We start from the raw sequence: 18,995 nt of genomic DNA, 5'->3' as shown, positions 1-18,995 counted from the left end.
GGCGTCAGCCCGGCAGCGGACTGCGGGGCGCCTTCGCGCCACGCTCCGCCGGGGCGCACGAGAAGGCGTGCGGGGCGTGCATCGGCATCTCGGTGAGGCCGGGGAAGTACACATGCAGGCTGACGGCCGGCTCCAGGGCGTCGTTGACGACCTCGTGGACGTGGCCGGGCGCGAACACCCGCTGTGCGCCGGCGCCCAGCGCGCGCTCCCCGCCCGCGGTCCGCTCGGTCAGCTCGCCGTCCAGGACGGTGAGGACCCCGGAGGAGGGGCCGTGGCCGTGCGGTCCGCTGCCCTGGCCCGGCACCCAGCTCAGCAGCCAGACCTCGTAGCCGGGCCCGGTGCGCAGCCGGTGGTACCAGCGGGTGGTGGCGTCGTACCGCACCAGCGGGGCCCATGCGGCGCGGTCGGCGGCGATCGTACGGGCGAGACCGGCGAACCCGGCGACGGTGGAGGGGTGTTCGGGGACGGGCGGCAGGAGGTGGGGGATGGCGAGCGGGTCGCCGGCGATCTCGACGTCACTGTTCACGGCGGGAAGTTCCTCAGGGGCGCGGTGGGAGGGGGGGAGGGCGGAGCCCGGGGAGGGCACGGGGCCGGGGAGGGGAGGCGGAAGGGGGAGAGGAGGGCGGGGCCGGGGCGGAGGGGTGCTTCCGCGTCACCGGCCGGCCACCGGTGGTCCCGGCCGTCCCGGCGGCTCGGTGCGCCTCGGAACGACGGAGCCCGGGAAGGCCGCGGAGCCCGGAAGATCTCAGAGCCCGGGGAGCCTCGGAACCTCGACCCGGAACCTCAACGACGGCAACAGCGACAGCAGGCCCGGGCAGCGCGAAGGGCCCCGCGGTGGCGGGCCGGGCTGAACGAGCGGATCGCTGGCATGACACCAAGGAGAACGGGTACTTCGTCTCGCTGTCAAACGGCCGTCAACCGGACGGCCCGTTTGGCAGGCGGGTTTCACCACTTCCGGTTGCCCGGGCCGGCGAAAGGTTTATGCGCGCCTGGAGCGGACAAGTGGCGCAACATCCGCACACACAAACGTCGTTGTGGATCTGTGATCAGAGTGTGATCGTGGTCGCTTCGGAGTGCGGAGGGCAACGTGGCCGGGCCCGGGCGCGTCCTTCCGGACGGGAGGGGTCGGTTGGGCGAGATGTCCGGTCCGCCTGTCATGGTTTGTGATGATTTAAACACTTAATGCAAGGGTTTGGTTCCGCAGGGTGAATAACGGGCCCAATAGCAGATCTCGGCTTGACTCGCGTGGATGTACACACTTGTAATTTCACTCGTGTCGTTCGGCCGGGATCGATAACGACAGCATCACGGGGACGTAAAGACTGACGAGGGGCGCGCATGACCGAGCTGTTCGAACAACTGCTGGTCGAAGAGGCGGACGAGGAGCTCGGCTGGCAGGAGCGCGCGTTGTGCGCCCAGACCGACCCCGAGTCCTTCTTTCCCGAGAAGGGCGGTTCCACCAGAGAGGCCAAGAAGGTCTGCCTCGCCTGCGAGGTCCGCTCCGAGTGTCTCGAGTACGCCCTCGCCAACGACGAGCGCTTCGGCATCTGGGGCGGCCTGTCGGAGCGTGAACGCCGCCGCCTGAAGAAGGCCGCCGTCTGACGGACCGGCACCGCCCGTCCCCGCCCTCCCGGCGAAAGTCCGCACGGCACCCCGGCCGCGCGGCCTCCTGACGAAGCGGCGCGAACGGCACAAGCCGCGCAAGCTGTGGAAGAAGAGACACAGGGAACCGGCGGACGAAACGGCACAGGACGCCGCACGGACCACAGAGCACCCGATCCGCCCCCGCGCACCGCGCGGGGGCGGATCGTCGCGCGGGCGACCAGTACCCGGGACCCCGGACGCCGGGGCGCGTACAGCCATTAGTGTGGGGAGCCGTCCACGACGCGGCCGCCGAGCGCACGGCACCCGCGTCCAGCACACTTCCAGCAGTCCGACGCAGCAGCCTTCCGGGGGGCGACCCCCGGACCCCGGCCGGAGGGCCCCTACCCCGATGTCCGTGCACAGCCACCCGGCGGCCCAGTACGAGGCGGCCACATCATCGTTCGCCTCGCCACGGCCCGAGACCGCCCCCGGCGGGCCGCCGGAGTTCCCCAGGCACGTCGTCACCGCGGTGCTCGTCTCCCACGACGGCGAGCGCTGGCTGCCCGACGTCCTGGCCGCGATCACCGGTCAGGAGCGGCCGGTACAGGACGTGATCGCCGCCGACACCGGCAGCGCCGACGACTCCGCGCGGCTGGTCGCCGAGGCGCTCGGCCCCGACCGCGTACTGCACCTCGCCCGCCGTACCGGCTTCGGCGCGGCGGTCGGCGAGGCGGCCCGCACCGCGCCCGTCCTCGGCCCCGAGGACCTGCCCTACCTGAAGCGGCCCAGCGGCTGGGACCCGGTCACCCGGACCTGGCGCGACGACGCCTACGACATGCCCGAACTGCCCTACGGCGAACCCGTCCAGTGGCTGTGGCTGCTGCACGACGACTGCGCGCCCGCACCGGACGCCCTCGCCGAGCTGCTCCGCGTCGCCGACGCCGACGAGTCGGCCGCCGTCGTCGGCCCCAAGCTGCGCAGCTGGTACAACCGCCGGCAGCTGCTGGAGGTCGGCGTCTCCATCGCCGACAGCGGCCGGCGCTGGACCGGCCTGGACCGCCGTGAGCAGGACCAGGGCCAGTACGACCAGGTGCGGCAGGTGCTGTCCGTCTCCACCGCCGGCATGCTCATACGGCGCGACGTCTTCGAGCGGCTCGGCGGCTTCGACCGCTACCTGCCGCTGATGCGCGACGACGTGGATCTGTGCTGGCGGGCCCAGGCCGCCGGGTACCGGGTGCTCGTCGCCCCCGACGCCGTGGTCCGGCACGCCGAGGCATCCTCCCGGGAGAGGCGGCCCATCGACTGCGTCGGGCGCTCGGTCGCCGGCCCGCACCGCGTGGACAAGGCGGGCGCGGTCTACACACTGCTCGTCAACACCCCCGGGAAGAAGCTGCCCTGGGTCCTGCTGCGCCTGGTCGTCGGCACCCTGCTGAGGATGCTCGCCTATCTGGTCGGCAAGGTGCCCGGGCAGGCGCTCGACGAGTTCAGGGGGCTCATGGGCACCCTCCTGCGCCCCGAGCGCGTCCTCGCCGCCCGGCGCGGGCGCGGCAGACCCGCGGTGGCGCACTCGGAGCTGCGCCCCCTCTTCCCGCCCCCGGGCGCGACCGTACGCGCCACCGCCGAGCAGGTGGCGGGCAGCCTCGCCCGGCGCTCCGACCCCGACGCCTCCTCCGGCGCGCGGCACGGCGCCGTCGAGACCGGGCCCGGCGACGACGACGCCGACTTCCTGGAGGTCGAGCAGTTCGCCCGGCTGAAGCGGATCGCCCGCAAGCCGGGGCCCGTTCTCTTCGCCGTGCTCCTTCTGGCCTCCCTGGTGGCCTGCCGGGACCTGCTGGGCGGCGGGGCGCTGGCGGGCGGCGCACTGCTGCCCGCGCCCGGTTCCGCCGCCGAGCTGTGGTCGCGCCACCTGGAGATCTGGCAGCCGGTCGGCACCGGCGCCGCCGAGTCCGCACCGCCGTACCTGGCGGTCCTCGCCACGCTCGCCACCGTCTTCCTCGGCAGCACCGGCTTCACCCTCACCCTGCTGCTGGTCTGCTCGGTGCCGCTGGCCGGGCTCACCGCCTACTTCGCCTCCCGGCCGCTGGTCGGCTCCCGGCTGCTGCGCGCCTGGGGCGCGGTCGCCTACGCCTTCCTGCCCGCCGTCACCGGTGCCCTGGCGGGCGGCCGGCTCGGCACCGCCGTACTCGCGATCGTCCTGCCGCTGATGGCCCGGGCCGCCGTCGCGGCCTCGGGGCTGCGGACGGCCGGGGACGACCGGCCGGGCTGGCGCCCCGTGTGGGCCCTGACGCTGCTGCTCACCCTCACCACCGCCTTCACCCCGGTCGTCTGGCCGGTCACCGTCGTACTCGCGCTGACCGTGCTGGCCCTGCGGGCACGGCAGCGCGTCCACACCGGGGCGTACGCCCTCCGCGCCGCCGTACTGCTGGCGGTGCCGATGGTGCTGCTGGCGCCGTGGTCGCTGGAACTGCTCACCGGGCCCTCGGCCTTCCTGCGCGAGGCGGGGCTGCCCTACGGCGAGGGCGGCGCCTCCGCCACCGGACTGCTGACCCTCGACCCCGGCGGGCCCGGGACGGTGGGCGGGCTGCTCTTCGCCGGCGTCGTGCTCGCCGCCCTCGCCGCGCTGCTGCGCTCCGAGCGGCGCACCGCGATCCTGGCAGCCTGGGCCACCGCCCTGACCGGCCTGCTCTTCGCCGCGCTCACCGGCGGCTCCGGCTGGGCCGGGCCCGCCACCCTCGTCTACGGCCTGGGCCTGCTGGCCGCGGCCGTACTCGGCGCCGAGGGCGCACGCGGCCGGGTCGCGGCCCAGAGCTTCGGCTGGCGGCAGCCGGTCGCGGCCCTGATCGCCCTCGCCGCCGCCGTGGCGCCCCTGGTGGCCGCCGCGGTCTGGACGGCGGCCGGCGCCGACGGGCCGCTGTCGCGGCGCAGCCCGGTGCAGGTCCCGGCGTTCGTCGCCGAGGAGAGCGGCACCCGGGACCGGCCGCGCACCCTCGTCCTCGGCGGGGAGAGCGGCGGCGGGAACGCCGGGGACGGCACCTCCTCCGCGGCGGCCCGGGTCCCGTACACCCTCGTCCGGGGGGCCGGCGCCCGGCTGGGCGACGGCGACACGGCCCGCGCGGTCGGGGGCGACCGGCGGCTGGACGAGGTCGTCGCCAATCTGGTCGCGGGCTCCGGCGCCGACCAGGCCGAGCAGCTCGGCGGCTACGCCGTCCGCTACGTCCTGGTGCGCGACGGGGCGCCCCGCGAGATGAGCGCGGTGCTGGACGCGACACCGGGCCTGTCCCGGCTCAGCCAGGAGGACGGCAGCGCGCTGTGGCGGGTGGACGCCCAGGTCGCCCGGATCACCATCGTCCCGCCCGAGGGGAAGGGCGGCGCGGCGGCCGAGCCGGTGACCGTGGCGGCCGGGCCGGTCGAGGCGCGCGCCGACGTTCCCGCCGGACCTGCCGGGCGGGTGCTGCGGGTCGCCGACGCCGCCGACCCCGGCTGGCGGGCCACGCTGGACGGGCGCCCGCTGAAGCCCGTCACCGTGGACGGCTGGGCGCAGGGCTTCGAACTGCCCGACCGGGGCGGCCGGCTGGAGCTGGGCCACGAGACCCCCGTGACGCACACCGCATGGGTGTGGGCGCAGGGCCTGCTGATGCTGGTGGTGCTGGTCATGGCACTGCCGGGACGCCGCCGGGAGATCGACGACGACCTGCCCGAGACGGCCGAGACGGTGCCGGCCCAGCCGGTGGAGGGCGAGGGCCGGAGGGCCCGCAGGCTGCGCGCGGCGCAGGAGGCGGCGGACGGTCCGCCACCGGGGGCCGCACCGGGGCCCGAGCCGGAACCGGCGCCCGGTCCGGGGTACGAGCCGGCCCCGCAGCCCCAGCCCTCGTACGCGCAGCCGCAGCAGCAGGGCTGGGACGGCTGGGACGGGCAGCGGTACGAGCAGCACGCCGGCCAGGGCGACCCGTACGCGCGGGGCGGGCAGCCCCGGCCCCCGTACGGCGGCACCTACGAGGACGGCACCTACGAGGACGGCACCTACGAGGACGGCACCTACGGGAGCGGCGCGTACGGCGACACCTACGACGGCGGCTCGTACGGCCACGGCGCCCAGGACGGCACGACGTACGGCGACAGGAGCGACCGCGCATGAACCGCACCGCCTACTCCCTGATCGGCGTGGTCGCCGCGCTGGCCGCCGTCACCGGCGTCGCGGCGCTGACCACCCCCTCCGGTGAGCCCGCCGCCGGCCCCGCCGCCGTCCGGCTCCCCGTGGAACGCTCCACGCTGGTGTGCCCGCAGCCGGCCTCCTCGGAGGTGGGCGAGACCACGTACACGGCCTACACCCCCAAGGGCGGCACCGAGCGGAAGGAGAGCGCGAGGAGCGCGGGGAGCGGTGCCGGGCTGCTGCCGGCCGGGGGCACCCTGGAAGGCGGCGGACGCGGCGGCGGGGACGGCAAGAAGGCAGACGAGCCCGACCCCGTCGTCCCCCTGGAGAAGCCCGGTGTCCCGGCCACCGCCGAGGCGGACAGCAGCGGCTCGCCCGCGCTGACCGGCTCGGCCGACGGAAGCCTCGCCCCCGGCTGGACGGTCCAGCAGACCACCCTCGTCACCGCCGGCACCGGCCGCGGGCTGCTGGGCGTGTCCTGCACGGTGCCCGGCACCGAGTTCTGGTTCCCCGGCGCGAGCACCGCGAAGTCGCGCCACGACTACATCCACCTGACCAACCCCGACGACGCCCCGGCCGTGGTCGACCTGGAGCTGTACGGCAAGGACGGCTCGGTGAAGACCGAGAGCGGCGAGGGCCTCAACGTCCCCGGCCGCTCCACGGTCCCCGTGCTGCTCTCCACGCTCTCGCGCGAGCCGGTCACCAACGTGGTCCTGCACGTGGTGGCGCGCAGCGGCCGGATCGGGGCCCAGGTGCAGTCGCTCGACGAGAAGCTCGGCGGCGACTGGCTGCCGGCCTCCGCCGACTCCCGCGGCACCCTGGTCCTGCCCGGCATCCCGGCCGACGCCACCGCCGTACGCCTGGTGGCCTTCGCGCCCGGCGAGAAGGACGTTGACCTGAAGGTGCGGCTGGCCACCCCCACCGGCGCCATCACCCCCGCCGGCCAGGAGACCCTCCACGTCAGGAGCGGCACGACCGCCGCCGTGGACCTCGGGGACGTGACCAGGGGAGAGCCCGGCTCGCTGATCCTCTCCCCGGCCGAGGAGGGCGGCGGCGCCCGGGTCGTGGCGGCGCTGCGCGTGCTGCGCGGCGAGGGGGCGCGGCAGGAGACGGCGTTCATCCCCGCCACCGCGCCAGTCCGGGAGCGGGCGTCCGCGGCCGGGAGCGACGCCGGGGCCAAGAGCGCCGAGGACGGCGGTACGGTCCTGTCGCTCGTCGCGCCGGAGAAGGCCGCGAAGGTGCGGGTGACCGCGTCGGCGGGCAGCGGCGGCGGCGAACCGGTCAGCAGGACGTTCGACCTCAAGGCCGGCACCACGACGGCCGTCGACGACCTGCGGCCCGAGGGCGCCAAGGGGCGCTACGCCCTCACCGTCGAACGGCTGTCGGGCGGGACGGTGTACGCGGCCCGGACGCTGTCCCTGGAGGACGACGGCATCCCGATGTTCACCGTGCAGACGCTCCCGGACGACCGGGGGACGGTGGCGGTGCCGCGGGCCGGGCAGGACCTGTCGGTGCTCGTCGACTGAGCGGGGGTGCGGCGAACGGGCCCGGGCGGCGCTCCACGCGGGACGCCGCCCGGGCCCGTTCCCGTCCCGGTCCTCCCTCAGTCCTGCCCGTAGCGCGGATCGATCGACTCCGGGGCCAGCCCGAGGAGTTCGGCGACCTGCTCGACGACCACCTCGTGGACGAGCAGCGCCCGGTCGTCGCGCGTCCTGGCGCGCAGCTCGATGGGCCGCCGGTAGACGACGATGCGGTCGGGGCGGCCGTCCCGCGCGGCCGCGTACCGGCCGAGCGGCACGCTGTCCGGTCCGTCGAGCCAGCCGTCGATCCAGCCGTCGGGCCCGTCCGCGCCCCCGCCCCCCGGCGCGGCCGGAGGCACCTCCTGCACCACGAACTCCACCCCGGACAGCTGCGGCCACTGCCTCTCCAGCCGGTCGGCGGAGTCGCGCACCAGGTCGTCGAAGGCGTCGGCGCGGCTCATGGCGAGCGGCACCTGGGGCGGCGCGACGGGGCCGCGCATGCCGCGTCCATGGCGATCCCGGCGACGCGGTCGCGGATCGGGCCGGCGGGGCGGTACGGGGTTGTTCATCACCTTGAGAGTAGCCGTCCGGAGGGGACCGGGCAGCGGTGACGACGCGACCCCGCCCTTCCGCGCGGCCCCTTCCGCGCCACCGGCTGCCGGAGACCGACCGGTTCCGTTCTCCAGATTTCCCCAGGGCTCTGTTTCGGACAACTCCCCGATCGATGATCGCTCCTCGATGACGGAATCCGAACGAAGGGGTAACGGCGTCTATGTCCGGCTTCCGTCCCGCCGCCAACCGGACTTTTCCGGCCCGGTCCAGGTCAGCCGGTCCGCCGCCGCGGCACGGGACCCCGGTGGACCGGCACGACACAACAGGGTGACCTCCCGGGGAGTCGTCGCGGCCCGCTCAAGAGTGCGGTACCGTCCAACATCGTGAGCCCTGTACGTCGCTGTTCGCGCACCGCGTGCGGCCGCCCTGCCGTGGCGACGCTGACGTACGTCTACGCGGACTCGACGGCCGTCCTCGGCCCCCTCGCCACCTACGCCGAGCCCCACTGCTACGACCTGTGCTCGGAGCACTCGGAGCGGCTGACCGCCCCGCGCGGCTGGGAGGTCGTCCGCCTCGCCGTGGACGCGGGCCCCGCCCGCCCCAGCGGCGACGACCTCGAAGCGCTGGCCAACGCCGTCCGTGAGGCCGCCCGCACCCCGCAGCGCAGGAAGCCCGCCCCCACCGAGCAGCCCGGCTCCGGCGGCGTGCGCGAGACGGATCTGATGGAGGTGGCTCGACGTGGCCACCTGCGGGTACTGAGGTCCCCCGAGAACTGATCGCCCCGTTACATTTGGGGCGTCGCCAGATACTCCAGAAGGGGTGGACCGTGCCTGACCTGTCACACATCGTGAAGGCGTACGACGTACGTGGTGTGGTGCCCGACCAGTGGGACGAACCCCTCGCCGAGCTGTTCGGCGCGGCGTTCGCGACGGTCACGGGCGCGAGCGCGATCGTGGTCGGACACGACATGCGCCCCTCCTCGCCGGGCCTGTCGCGGGCCTTCGCCCGGGGAGCGGCCGCCCGCGGCGCCGACGTCACCGAGATCGGCCTGTGCTCCACCGACCAGCTCTACTTCGCCAGCGGCCGGTTCGGCCTGCCCGGCGCGATGTTCACCGCCAGCCACAACCCCGCCCGGTACAACGGCATCAAGATGTGCCGGGCCGGCGCCGCCCCCGTCGGCCAGGACACCGGCCTGGCCGACATCCGCGCGCTGGTGGAGGAGTGGGCCGCCGCCGGGGCCCCCGAGTCGGCGGAGAAGCCGGGGACGATCACGCAGCGGGACGTGCTGGCCGACTACGCCGCCCATCTGCGCTCGCTGGTCGACCTCACCGCCGTCCGCCCGCTGAAGGTCGTCGTCGACGCGGGCAACGGCATGGGCGGCCACACCGTCCCCACCGTCCTCGACGGCCTGCCGGTCGAGCTGGACGCCATGTACTTCGAGCTCGACGGCACCTTCCCCAACCACGAGGCCAACCCGCTGGATCCGGCCAACATCGTCGACCTCCAGGCCCGGGTGCGGGAGACCGGCGCCGACATCGGCCTGGCCTTCGACGGCGACGCCGACCGCTGCTTCGTCGTCGACGAGCGCGGCGAGCCCGTCTCCCCGTCGGCGATCACTGCCCTGGTCGCGGAGCGCGAGCTGGCCAAGCACCCCGGCTCCACCGTGATCCACAACTGCATCACCTCCTGGTCCGTCCCCGAGGTCGTCAGGGAGGCGGGCGGCACCCCGGTGCGCACCCGGGTGGGCCACTCCTTCATCAAGGAGGAGATGGCGCGCACCGGCGCGGTCTTCGGCGGCGAGCACTCCGCGCACTACTACTTCCGCGACTTCTGGAACGCCGACACCGGAATGCTCGCCGCCCTCCACGTCCTGGCCGCGCTCGGCGGACAGGGGGGCACCCTTTCGGAACTGGTCGCCCGGTACGACCGCTACGCCGCCTCCGGCGAGATCAACAGCACCGTCGAGGACCAGGCCGGGCGCGCCGCCGCGGTGAAGTCCGCCTACACCGGCCGCGAGGGCCTGACGCTGGACGAACTGGACGGCCTGACGGTCACGGCGCCGGACTGGTGGTTCAACCTCCGCCCCTCCAACACCGAGCCGCTGCTGCGCCTGAACGTCGAGGCACGCGACGCCGAGACGGCCGCCAGGGTCCGCGACGAGGTGCTGGCGATCGTCCGCGCCTGACGGCCGGCCCGCCGGCCACCGCGCGGCGGCGCCGGAACCGGCCACCGGCCACCGGCCACGGCCACCGGTTCCGGCCCCGCCGCGCGGCCCGGCACCCGCCGACGGAGAGCGGACTCCCGGCGGTACGCTGACCGCACGACAGCACCACGAAGCAGCACAGCACACGCCCCGAAGGGACGCACCCAATGCCGCTCGAAGCCGGTCTCCTGGAGATCCTCGCCTGCCCGGCGTGCCACTCCCCCCTCCACGAGGAGGGCGACGAACTGGTCTGCGAGGGCAGCGGATGCGAACTGGCGTACCCCGTCCGGGACGGCATCCCCGTCCTCCTCGTCGACGAGGCACGCCGTCCCGCCTGAGCACGATCGCCCCCGGCGACCGGAGAGGCCGCACATGCTGGACGAGACCCTGCTCGACGCCCCCGACGCCCTGGCCGGAGCCGACAACCACGGCCTGCTGCGCAAAGCCGCCGCCTCCGGCGCCCGCGCTCGTACGGCCCTGCGGCACGCCACCGAGGCGGGACTGACCGAACTGCGTCCCGACGGCCGCCCCCGCGCCATCCTGGTCGCGGGCACCGGACCGGCCGTCGCCTGCGTCGCCGATCTCCTCGCGGCCTTCGGCAACGGGGCCGTCCCCGTCACCCTGCTCCACCCCGCGGGCTCCCTCCCCGACCCCGGCGCGCTGCGCTGGACGCTGCCGGGCTGGGCCGGCCCGCTGGACCTGCTGCTGCTCGCCACCCCGGACGGCCACGAGGGCGGCCTGACCGCACTCGCCGAGCAGGCGTACCGCCGGGGTTGCACCGTCGTCTCCGTCAGCCCCGCCCCCGCCCCGCTGACCGAGGCGACCATCCAGGCGCGCGGTCTGGCCGTACCGCTGGCCGAGGTGCCCGGCGAACACTACGAGGGCCCCGACCCGCGCGACGCCTACGAGCGGCAGACCCCGGCCCCGCCCGCCGCCCCCGGCCTCCTGTGGGCGCTGCTCACCCCGCTCCTCGCCCTGGCCGACCGGCTCGGCCTGGCCGCCGCCGGCCCCGACGGGCTCGCGGCCCTCGCCGACCGCCTCGACCGGGTCGCCGAGCGGTGCGGCCCCGCCGCCCCCACCTACGGCAACCCCGCCAAGACCCTGGCCGCGGAGCTCTCCGACGCGCTGCCGCTGCTGTGGAGCGAGGGCACCGTCGCGGCCGCCGCCGCCCGCCACTTCGCCACCACCCTCACCTCGCTCGTCGGCCGCCCGGCGCTGGCCGCCCTCCTGCCGGAGGCGCTCACCGCCCACGGCGCCCTGCTGACCGGCTCCTTCGCGGGCGCGGAGGACACCGACGACTTCTTCCGGGACAGGGTGGAGGAGTCCGAGACGATGCGCGCCCGGATCGTCCTGCTGCGCGAGGGCCCCCCGGCCGCCCACTCAGCCGCCGTCGCAGCCCGCGATCTGGCGTACGGGCACGGCACCCCGGTCAGCGAACTGGAGCCGGCCGAGGGCAGCACCCCGCTGGAGACCACCGCCGAGCTGCTGGCCACCGTGGACTTCGCCGCCGTCTACCTCGCGCTCGCCGGCGGCGGGCGGCCCTGACGGGGGCGTCCGGCCCGCCGGAGCGACCCGAGCCGCCAGAGCCCGGACGACGAGGTCCGGGCCCGGAACAAGGAACCAAGGACACCATCCCGCATGGACCTCCTCACCAACACCGTGCGCCCCTACGCCTGGGGCTCCACCACCGCCATCCCCGAACTGCTCGGCACCGAGCCCACCGGCGAGCCGCAGGCCGAGCTGTGGATGGGAGCCCATCCCGGCGCGCCGTCGCGGATCGACCGCGGAGGCGGGACACCCCTGTCGGAGGCGATCGCGGCCGACCCCGAGGGCGAACTGGGCCCGGCGGTCGTCGAGGCGTTCGGGCCGCGGCTGCCGTTCCTGCTCAAGGTGCTGGCGGCCGCCTCCCCGCTCTCCCTCCAGGTGCACCCCGACCTCGCCCAGGCCAGGGAGGGCTTCGCCGACGAGGAGGAGCGCGGCATTCCGGCCGACGCCCCGCACCGCAACTACAGGGACGCCAACCACAAACCCGAACTCGTCTGCGCCCTCACGCCCTTCACCGGCCTGTGCGGCTTCCGCCGCCCCGCCCGGGCCGCCGATCTGCTGGAGGCCCTGGACGTCGGCGGCCTCAAGCCGTACGCGGACATCCTGCGCGCCCGGCCCGAGGACGAGGCGCTGAGCGAGGTGCTGACCGCCGTACTCTCCGCCGAGAGGGAGGCGATCGCCGAGACCGTCGCAGCGACCGCCGCGGCGGCACGGCGACTGGCCGCCGGGGAAGGGCCGTACGCCCGGGAGTGCGCCGCCTACGCCGGCATCGCCGGCCACTACCCCGGCGACCCGGGCGTCCTGGCCGCGATGCTGCTCAACGTCGTGCACCTGGAGCCCGGCGAAGCCCTCTACCTCGGCGCCGGCGTTCCGCACGCCTACCTCGGCGGGCTGGGCGTCGAGTTGATGGCCAACTCCGACAACGTGCTGCGCTGCGGTCTGACCCCCAAGCACGTGGACGTACCCGAACTGCTGCGCGTCGTCCGCTTCGAGCCGATGGAGCCGGAGGTGCTGCGGCCACGCACCACCTCCGGGGGCGAGGAGGTGTACGCGGCGCCCGTCGATGAGTTCCGGCTCTCCCGGTACGTCCTGGCGCCCGGCTCGGAGCCGCACGGCCTGGACGACCGCACCCCCCAGATCCTGCTGTGCACGGAGGGGGAGGTCACCCTGCGGGAGGTGACCGCGGGCGGCGCGGGCGGCGAACTCGTCCTCCCCCGGGGCCGGTCGGCCTTCGTACGGGCGGGCGAGCGCGTCGCGGTCCTCGGCAGCGGTACTCTCTTCCGCGCGACCGTGGCCGTATGACCGCGATGTGACCGCACCAACCGAACCACCGCGCCGCGAGGCCCGGGGACCCGCGGGAGAACGAGCCCCGCACCGGCCCCCGGGCCTCGGGCGCGGGAACAGGCCCTGCCGTCTTCCCAGGAGAGTCGACCCTTCATGAGTGCATCAGGCGGAACCAAGGCGATCGTCGCCGCACTGGGCGCCAACCTGTCCATCGCCGTGGCCAAGTTCGTGGCGTTCGCCTTCAGCGGGTCCTCGTCGATGCTCGCGGAGGGCGTCCACTCCGTCGCCGACTCGGGCAACCAGGCGCTGCTGCTGCTCGGCCACAAGAAGGCGAAGAGGAAGGCGAGCGAGGAGCATCCCTTCGGATACGGGCGCGAGCGCTACATCTACTCCTTCCTCGTGGCCATCGTCCTGTTCTCGGTCGGCGGCCTCTTCGCCCTGTACGAGGGCTACGAGAAGATCAGGCACCCACACGAACTCTCCCACTGGTACTGGCCGGTGGGGGTCCTGGTCTTCGCGATCATCGCCGAGATCTTCTCCTTCCGGACCGCGATCAGGGAGTCCAACGAGGTCCGCGGCACGCAGTCGTGGACGGCGTTCGTCCGGCGGGCCAAGGCGCCCGAACTGCCGGTCGTGCTCCTGGAGGACCTCGGCGCCCTGGTCGGCCTCATACTGGCCCTGGCCGGTGTCGGCCTGGCGCTCCTGACCGGCGACCCGGTCTGGGACGGCATCGGCACCATCTGCATCGGTGTGCTGCTCGTCGTCATCGCGATCGTCCTCGCCGTGGAGACCAAGTCCCTGCTGCTGGGCGAGTCCGCCGACCCGGAGGCGCTCGGGAAGATCCGCGAGGCGATCGTCGACGGCGAGCGGGTCACCCGGATCATCCACATGCGCACGCTCCACCTCGGCCCGGACGAGCTGCTGGTCGCCGCCAAGATCGCGGTGGAGAGCCACGAGTCGGCGGCCGAGGTCGCCCGGGCGATCGACGAGGCCGAGCAGCGCATCCGCGCGGCGGTCCCGATCGCCCGCGTGATCTACCTGGAGCCGGACATATACCGGGTGAGCGGGACGGAGGAAGCCGTCAAGGCCCTCTGAACGGCGGTAAGGCGAGGCGGTACGGCGAGCGGCCCGGGGACGAAGGATCTCGTCCCCGGGCCGCTCGCCGTACCGCGGCCGTCCGCACTCACATGGCCGGAACTCCATGGTGCGGTCCGGTCCCCGAGGCCGTCCCGCCCGGACGGCACACCGAACGTGTAGCCTCGGAAAGGCACAGACGTCGCTGCTGATGGCGGTCGGGCGGCCACACGGCCGGCCGAGGGAGAGAGGGCCTCCGACGGACTGCGCTGCGGTCAGGGGACACGTACGTTCGTATGGTGCGTACGGTGACGACGGCACACGACGGCGGACCGCCGGTGTGCCCGTCTCCCGCGCGCCTGCCCGCTGCCGCAGACCAGCCGGCCATACCACCTCGACCGATTCCGAGGAGCAGCTCTCACATGACGACGACCGACGCGTCCACCGGCGCATCGACCGACGCGACCGCCACTTCCACCGGTGCCCCGACCGGCACGGCACGGGACTTCAAGGTGGCGGATCTGTCCCTGGCGGCGTTCGGCCGCAAGGAGATCACGCTGGCCGAGCACGAGATGCCCGGCCTGATGGCGATCCGCCGCGAGTACGCCGCCGCCCAGCCGCTGGCCGGGGCACGGATCACCGGGTCGCTGCACATGACGGTGCAGACGGCGGTGCTGATCGAGACCCTGGTGGCGCTGGGCGCGCGGGTGCGCTGGGCGTCCTGCAACATCTTCTCCACCCAGGACCACGCCGCCGCGGCGATCGCGGTCGGCCCGGACGGCACCCCCGAGGACCCGCGGGGGGTGCCGGTCTTCGCCTGGAAGGGCGAGACGCTCCAGGAGTACTGGTGGTGCACCGAGCAGGCGCTGACCTGGCCGGACGCACCCACCGGCGGGCCGAACATGATCCTGGACGACGGCGGGGACGCCACCTTGCTGGTGCACAAGGGCGTGGAGTACGAGAAGGCCGGGGCGGTGCCGGACGTGTCCACGGCCGAGTCCGAGGAGCACGCCGTCATCCTGGGTCTGCTGGCCCGCACCCTGGCCGAGAACCCCGCCAAGTGGACGGCTCTGGCCTCGGAGATCCGCGGGGTGACGGAGGAGACCACCACCGGGGTGCACCGGCTGTACGAGATGCAGCGCGACGGCGTGCTGCTCTTTCCGGCGATCAACGTCAACGACTCGGTGACCAAGTCGAAGTTCGACAACAAGTACGGCTGCCGCCACTCGCTGATCGACGGGATCAACCGGGCCACCGATGTGCTGATCGGCGGCAAGGTGGCGGTGGTGTGCGGGTACGGGGACGTGGGCAAGGGGTGCGCGGAGTCGCTGCGCGGCCAGGGCGCGCGGGTGATCGTCACCGAGATCGACCCGATCTGCGCGCTGCAGGCGGCGATGGACGGCTACCAGGTCGCCACCCTGGAGGACGTCGTCGAGACCGCCGACATCTTCGTGACCACCACCGGCAACAAGGACATCATCCTGGCCGACCACATGGCGCGGATGAAGCACCAGGCGATCGTGGGCAACATCGGCCACTTCGACAACGAGATCGACATGGCCGGTCTGGCGGCGATTCCGGGGATCGTCAAGGACGAGGTCAAGCCGCAGGTGCACACCTGGACCTTCCCCGACGGCAAGTCGATCATCGTGCTGTCCGAGGGGCGGCTGCTGAACCTGGGCAACGCCACCGGGCATCCGTCGTTCGTGATGTCGAACTCCTTCGCCAACCAGACGATCGCGCAGATCGAGCTGTTCACCAAGCCGGATGCCTATCCGGTGGGGGTGTACGTGCTGCCCAAGCATCTGGACGAGAAGGTCGCCCGGCTGCATCTGGAGGCGCTGGGGGCGAGGCTGACCGTGCTGCGCCCGGAGCAGGCGGCCTACATCGGCGTTCCCGTCGAGGGGCCCTACAAGCCCGACCACTACCGCTACTGAGCCAACGCCACTGACACCGCCACCGGTGTCGGCACACGGCACGTCACACAGCAGGTAGGCGACACCGTCAGGCCCCCGCTCCACGGCGGGGGCCTGACCCGTAAGGATCCCGTCATGCCCCGCGGCCGCTACTCACTCCACGACCCGCACGACCGCGCCCCCCTGGGCGAGGAGCACTTCCAGTGCGCCACCGGCCCGTCCGGCTGGCGGTACGTCTCGCAGCTCACCGCCCCCTCCGGCGACCGCGCGGGCTCGGTCGACCTCACCCTGGACGGCCTCGGCCGCCCCCTCCGCCTCGAACTGACCACCCCCCACTGGCAGGTGCGCGGCGCCGCCCTCGACGGCGTGACCTGGGTACGCGCCGACCCGTCCGGAGAGCGGGCACAGGAGGGCAACGCGCCCGCCCACGCCTTCACCGGCGCGTCCCCCGCCTTCCTCGTCGCCGTCGCCCGGCTGCTGCGCCCCGCGCCCGGCGCGCCGGCCACCCGCGTCCGTCTCGTCGCCTTCGCGCCCCCCGTACTCGCCCCCCGCACCCTCGACCAGGCCTGGGCGCTGGTGGACAGCGAAGCACACGCCACCGACAGCGGCCCGCTTACGGTGGACCACTACCGGGTCGACGATCTGGAGACGGGCGAGCGGCACTCCGTCCACATCGCCGGGGACGTCGTCCTGGCCGCCCCCGGCGTCGAACTGGAGGACCTGGAGTCACCGCCCTCGACGTTCGCCTGACCCGCCCCGGGCCGGGCCGGTCAACAGCTCTGCCCGGCCGGCGTCAGGCCGGGGGGACGAAGCCGGTGCGCGGCCCGTCCGCATCTTTGTCACCGCCACCGGCCGGCGGCGGCGACGGTGGCGCGGGCGCCGGAGGAACAGCGGGAGGACCGGCGGGCGGAGCCGCCGCGGGAGGCGGAGGCGGGGCCGGCCACGCGGAGCCGGGACCGCTCACGGGACCGGCCCCGGCACCGGGAACGCTCGACGCAGGCACGGAGCCGCTCCCCCCGGCCTCCGGCCGGGCGCCTCCCCCGAAGGCCCGCCGCGCCTCCCGCCCCTGCCGCTCGGCCACCACACCGGACAGATATACGCCCGGAGGCATCCCCTCCGGGACGGGAGCCCCGGTGAAGCCGGCCACGTCGGCCGCCAGCCGCTGCGCCATCGACCAGCCCACCTGCGGATCGAGCTGGTCCGCGCGCAGCAGGTACTGCCGCACGGCCAGCCACAGACCGTCCGGCACCCGCGACAGGTCCAGCCCCGCGAAGTGCCCGGCCACCCACGGGGGCGGGGGCGGCACCGGTGCCGGCCGCGACACCGGCACCCGCTCCCGCACCACCAGCGTTCCGGCGAACACGTCGCCGAGCCGCCGGCCCCGCGCGGAGACCAGCGAGGCGATGCAGGCGACGACCCCCACCGTCATCTGGATCTCCACGAAACCCAGCGCCCCGCGCACCAGCGCGTGCCGGAAGCGGATCGGTCCGCCGTCCTCCCGCACCACCCGCAGCCCGCACGCCATCTTCCCCAGCGAACGGCCGTGGGAGAGCGTCTCGACCGCCACCGGCCCGCCGATGAGCACCAGCAACAGCAGCGCGACGGCGATCGCGGCCGTGGCCGCGTCGTCCAGCGACCCGGTGGCCGACAGCACCGCCATCGACAGCGCCAGATAGACGCTCCAGAGCACGACCAGATCTATGAAGACGGCCAGGGCCCGGCTCGGCAGTCGCGCGGGCCGTAGCCCGAGCACCACCGCATCACCCGTCACGAGCTGACTCACCCGGTACGCCTCCTCGCCCTCGCTTCGGACCCGTGTGCGCCTCTTACGCCCTGCGCCGGGTACGTACACAGTCTGCCGCCCGCGGCCGACCGGCCGCCAAGCAGCCCGAGACCGACCGCACCCCATCTGAAAAGCTCTCCCCATGGACCTCGATGTCTTCGTCACCGCCCACCGGGCCGAGTGGGACCGCCTGGAGGAGCTGCTGCGCCGCCGAAGCCGCCTCACAGGGGCCGAGGCGGACGAACTCGTCGCCCTCTACCAGCGCACCGCCACCCATCTGTCGCTGATCCAGTCCGCCGCCCCCGACCCCGCGCTGACCGGCCGGCTCACCTCGCTCGTCGCCCGCGCGCGCAGCGCGGTCACCGGCACCCGCCGCTCGACCTGGCGCGACGTGGCGCGCTTCTTCACGGTCGGCTTCCCGGCGGCCGTCTACCGCTCCCGGCACTGGTGGATACCGACGGCCCTGCTGTCCACGCTGGTCGCCGCCCTCATCGGCTGGTGGATCGGCACCCACCCCGAGATCCAGGCCTCCATCGCGGCCCCGGAGCAGCTGCGCGAGATGACCCGGCCCGGAGGCCAGTACGAGACGTACTACTCCAGCAATCCGGCCACGTCCTTCGCCGCCCAGGTGTGGACGAACAACGCCCAGGCCGCCGCGATCTGCCTGATCTTCGGCGTCTTCCTCGGGATACCGGTGCTGTGGGTGCTGTTCCAGAACATGCTGAACGTCGGAATCGGCATCGGCCTGATGGCCTCGGCGGGCCGCCTGGACGTCTTCCTCGGTCTGATCCTTCCGCACGGCCTGCTCGAACTGACCGCTCTCTTCGTCGCGGCCGGCACAGGACTGCGCCTGGGATGGACGGTCATCGACCCCGGACCGCGCAGCCGGCGCACGGCGCTCGCGGAGGAGGGGCGAGCCGCCATCGGCATGGCGCTCGGCCTGGCCGCGGTGCTCTTCGTCTCGGGAGTCATCGAGGGTTTCGTGACCCCCTCGGGGCTGCCCACCTGGGCCCGGATCACCATCGGGGTGGCCGCCGAGCTCGCCTTCCTCGCCTACGTCTACCTGCTGGGTGCCAGGGCTGTGAGGAGCGGTGAGGCGGGCGACGTGGAGGCCGCCGACCGCTCCGCCGAGGTGCCTCTGGCGGCGTGACACGAGCCGATGTGCATCGAGGCCCCCGGACCTGCTACGGTTCTGATCGTTCCGGAGGGCGCCCTTGACGGGGAGCTCTGCGGGAGGTAGATTTTAGAAGTTGCCCGGAGGGTGGTACCCTCGAGGGTAGACGGATGAAAATCTATCCAGCTTCCATCAGGAGCCCACGGCTCCGGTGAAGCAATCCGAATTCCTGTCGGAAAGCGAAGCCGAATTCGATCGGCGAAAGCGAAT

The 18,995-nt window shown here is 74.1% G+C and carries 15 protein-coding genes; 12 read left to right on the top strand and 3 right to left on the bottom strand.

Features of this window, described 5'->3' with window-relative positions:
• Positions 1 to 4: 4 nt before the first annotated feature.
• Complete coding sequence (locus ACW69E_RS12890) at positions 5 to 526, bottom strand: cysteine dioxygenase (protein ID WP_457498339.1); 522 nt, start codon at positions 524 to 526, stop codon at positions 5 to 7.
• An 812-nt stretch (positions 527 to 1,338) separates the two neighbouring features.
• Between ACW69E_RS12890 and ACW69E_RS12885 the strand changes: the two genes are divergently transcribed.
• The 3 genes from ACW69E_RS12885 (at position 1,339) to ACW69E_RS12875 (ending at position 7,260) form a co-directional block, all read left to right on the top strand.
• Entirely contained in the window at positions 1,339 to 1,602 is a 264-nt protein-coding gene (locus tag ACW69E_RS12885) for a WhiB family transcriptional regulator (RefSeq protein ID WP_003950432.1), read from the top strand.
• A 391-nt stretch (positions 1,603 to 1,993) separates the two neighbouring features.
• Positions 1,994 to 5,719, top strand: coding sequence for a glycosyltransferase (locus ACW69E_RS12880; protein WP_457498338.1), 3,726 nt, complete (start codon positions 1,994 to 1,996; stop codon positions 5,717 to 5,719).
• Positions 5,716 to 7,260 carry a DUF5719 family protein gene (locus ACW69E_RS12875; protein ID WP_457498337.1) on the top strand — a complete coding sequence of 515 codons (1,545 nt, stop codon included), beginning with the start codon at positions 5,716 to 5,718 and terminating at the stop codon, positions 7,258 to 7,260. Before ACW69E_RS12880 ends, ACW69E_RS12875 begins: the two co-directional genes overlap by 4 nt.
• A gap of 77 nt (positions 7,261 to 7,337) precedes the next feature.
• On the opposite strand, the gene ACW69E_RS12870 is transcribed toward ACW69E_RS12875, so the two are convergent.
• Positions 7,338 to 7,823 (bottom strand): metallopeptidase family protein, encoded by a 486-nt coding sequence (locus ACW69E_RS12870; protein ID WP_457498336.1) that lies wholly within the window; start codon positions 7,821 to 7,823, stop codon positions 7,338 to 7,340.
• A 363-nt stretch (positions 7,824 to 8,186) separates the two neighbouring features.
• On the opposite strand from ACW69E_RS12870, the gene ACW69E_RS12865 reads away from it, so the two are divergent.
• From ACW69E_RS12865 to ACW69E_RS12830, 8 genes are all read left to right on the top strand, one after another.
• Positions 8,187 to 8,582: a DUF3499 domain-containing protein gene (locus tag ACW69E_RS12865; protein ID WP_237880924.1), complete on the top strand. Its 396-nt coding sequence runs from the start codon at positions 8,187 to 8,189 to the stop codon at positions 8,580 to 8,582.
• Between the two features lie 50 nt (positions 8,583 to 8,632).
• Complete coding sequence (locus tag ACW69E_RS12860) at positions 8,633 to 9,991, top strand: phosphomannomutase/phosphoglucomutase (protein ID WP_457498335.1); 1,359 nt, start codon at positions 8,633 to 8,635, stop codon at positions 9,989 to 9,991.
• Positions 9,992 to 10,176: 185 nt separating this feature from the next.
• Positions 10,177 to 10,347 carry a Trm112 family protein gene (locus ACW69E_RS12855; RefSeq protein ID WP_101258606.1) on the top strand — a complete coding sequence of 57 codons (171 nt, stop codon included), beginning with the start codon at positions 10,177 to 10,179 and terminating at the stop codon, positions 10,345 to 10,347.
• Positions 10,348 to 10,381: 34 nt separating this feature from the next.
• The gene (locus ACW69E_RS12850; protein ID WP_457498334.1) at positions 10,382 to 11,554 is read left to right on the top strand and encodes an SIS domain-containing protein; all 1,173 of its coding nucleotides are present in this window, start codon (positions 10,382 to 10,384) and stop codon (positions 11,552 to 11,554) included.
• Positions 11,555 to 11,647: 93 nt separating this feature from the next.
• Positions 11,648 to 12,856: a mannose-6-phosphate isomerase, class I gene (gene manA / locus ACW69E_RS12845; protein WP_457498333.1), complete on the top strand. Its 1,209-nt coding sequence runs from the start codon at positions 11,648 to 11,650 to the stop codon at positions 12,854 to 12,856.
• A 135-nt stretch (positions 12,857 to 12,991) separates the two neighbouring features.
• Entirely contained in the window at positions 12,992 to 13,933 is a 942-nt protein-coding gene (locus tag ACW69E_RS12840; protein WP_457498332.1) for a cation diffusion facilitator family transporter, read from the top strand.
• A 401-nt stretch (positions 13,934 to 14,334) separates the two neighbouring features.
• Complete coding sequence (gene ahcY / locus ACW69E_RS12835; RefSeq protein WP_457498331.1) at positions 14,335 to 15,849, top strand: adenosylhomocysteinase; 1,515 nt, start codon at positions 14,335 to 14,337, stop codon at positions 15,847 to 15,849.
• 114 nt (positions 15,850 to 15,963) lie between these two features.
• Complete coding sequence (locus ACW69E_RS12830) at positions 15,964 to 16,578, top strand: hypothetical protein (protein WP_457498330.1); 615 nt, start codon at positions 15,964 to 15,966, stop codon at positions 16,576 to 16,578.
• Positions 16,579 to 16,621: 43 nt separating this feature from the next.
• On the opposite strand, the gene ACW69E_RS12825 is transcribed toward ACW69E_RS12830, so the two are convergent.
• Entirely contained in the window at positions 16,622 to 17,611 is a 990-nt protein-coding gene (locus ACW69E_RS12825; protein WP_457498329.1) for an RDD family protein, read from the bottom strand.
• 142 nt (positions 17,612 to 17,753) lie between these two features.
• Here ACW69E_RS12825 and ACW69E_RS12820 point away from each other — a divergent pair, with 142 nt between their 5' ends.
• Positions 17,754 to 18,761, top strand: a complete 1,008-nt coding sequence (locus tag ACW69E_RS12820; RefSeq protein WP_457498328.1) for a stage II sporulation protein M — start codon at positions 17,754 to 17,756, stop codon at positions 18,759 to 18,761.
• The last annotated feature ends 234 nt before the right edge of the window (positions 18,762 to 18,995 follow it).

This window comes from Streptomyces sp. SS8 (assembly GCF_054072955.1).
The sequence above is the reverse complement of the archived record's forward strand: the minus strand, read 5'-3'. Positions and strand labels throughout refer to the sequence as shown.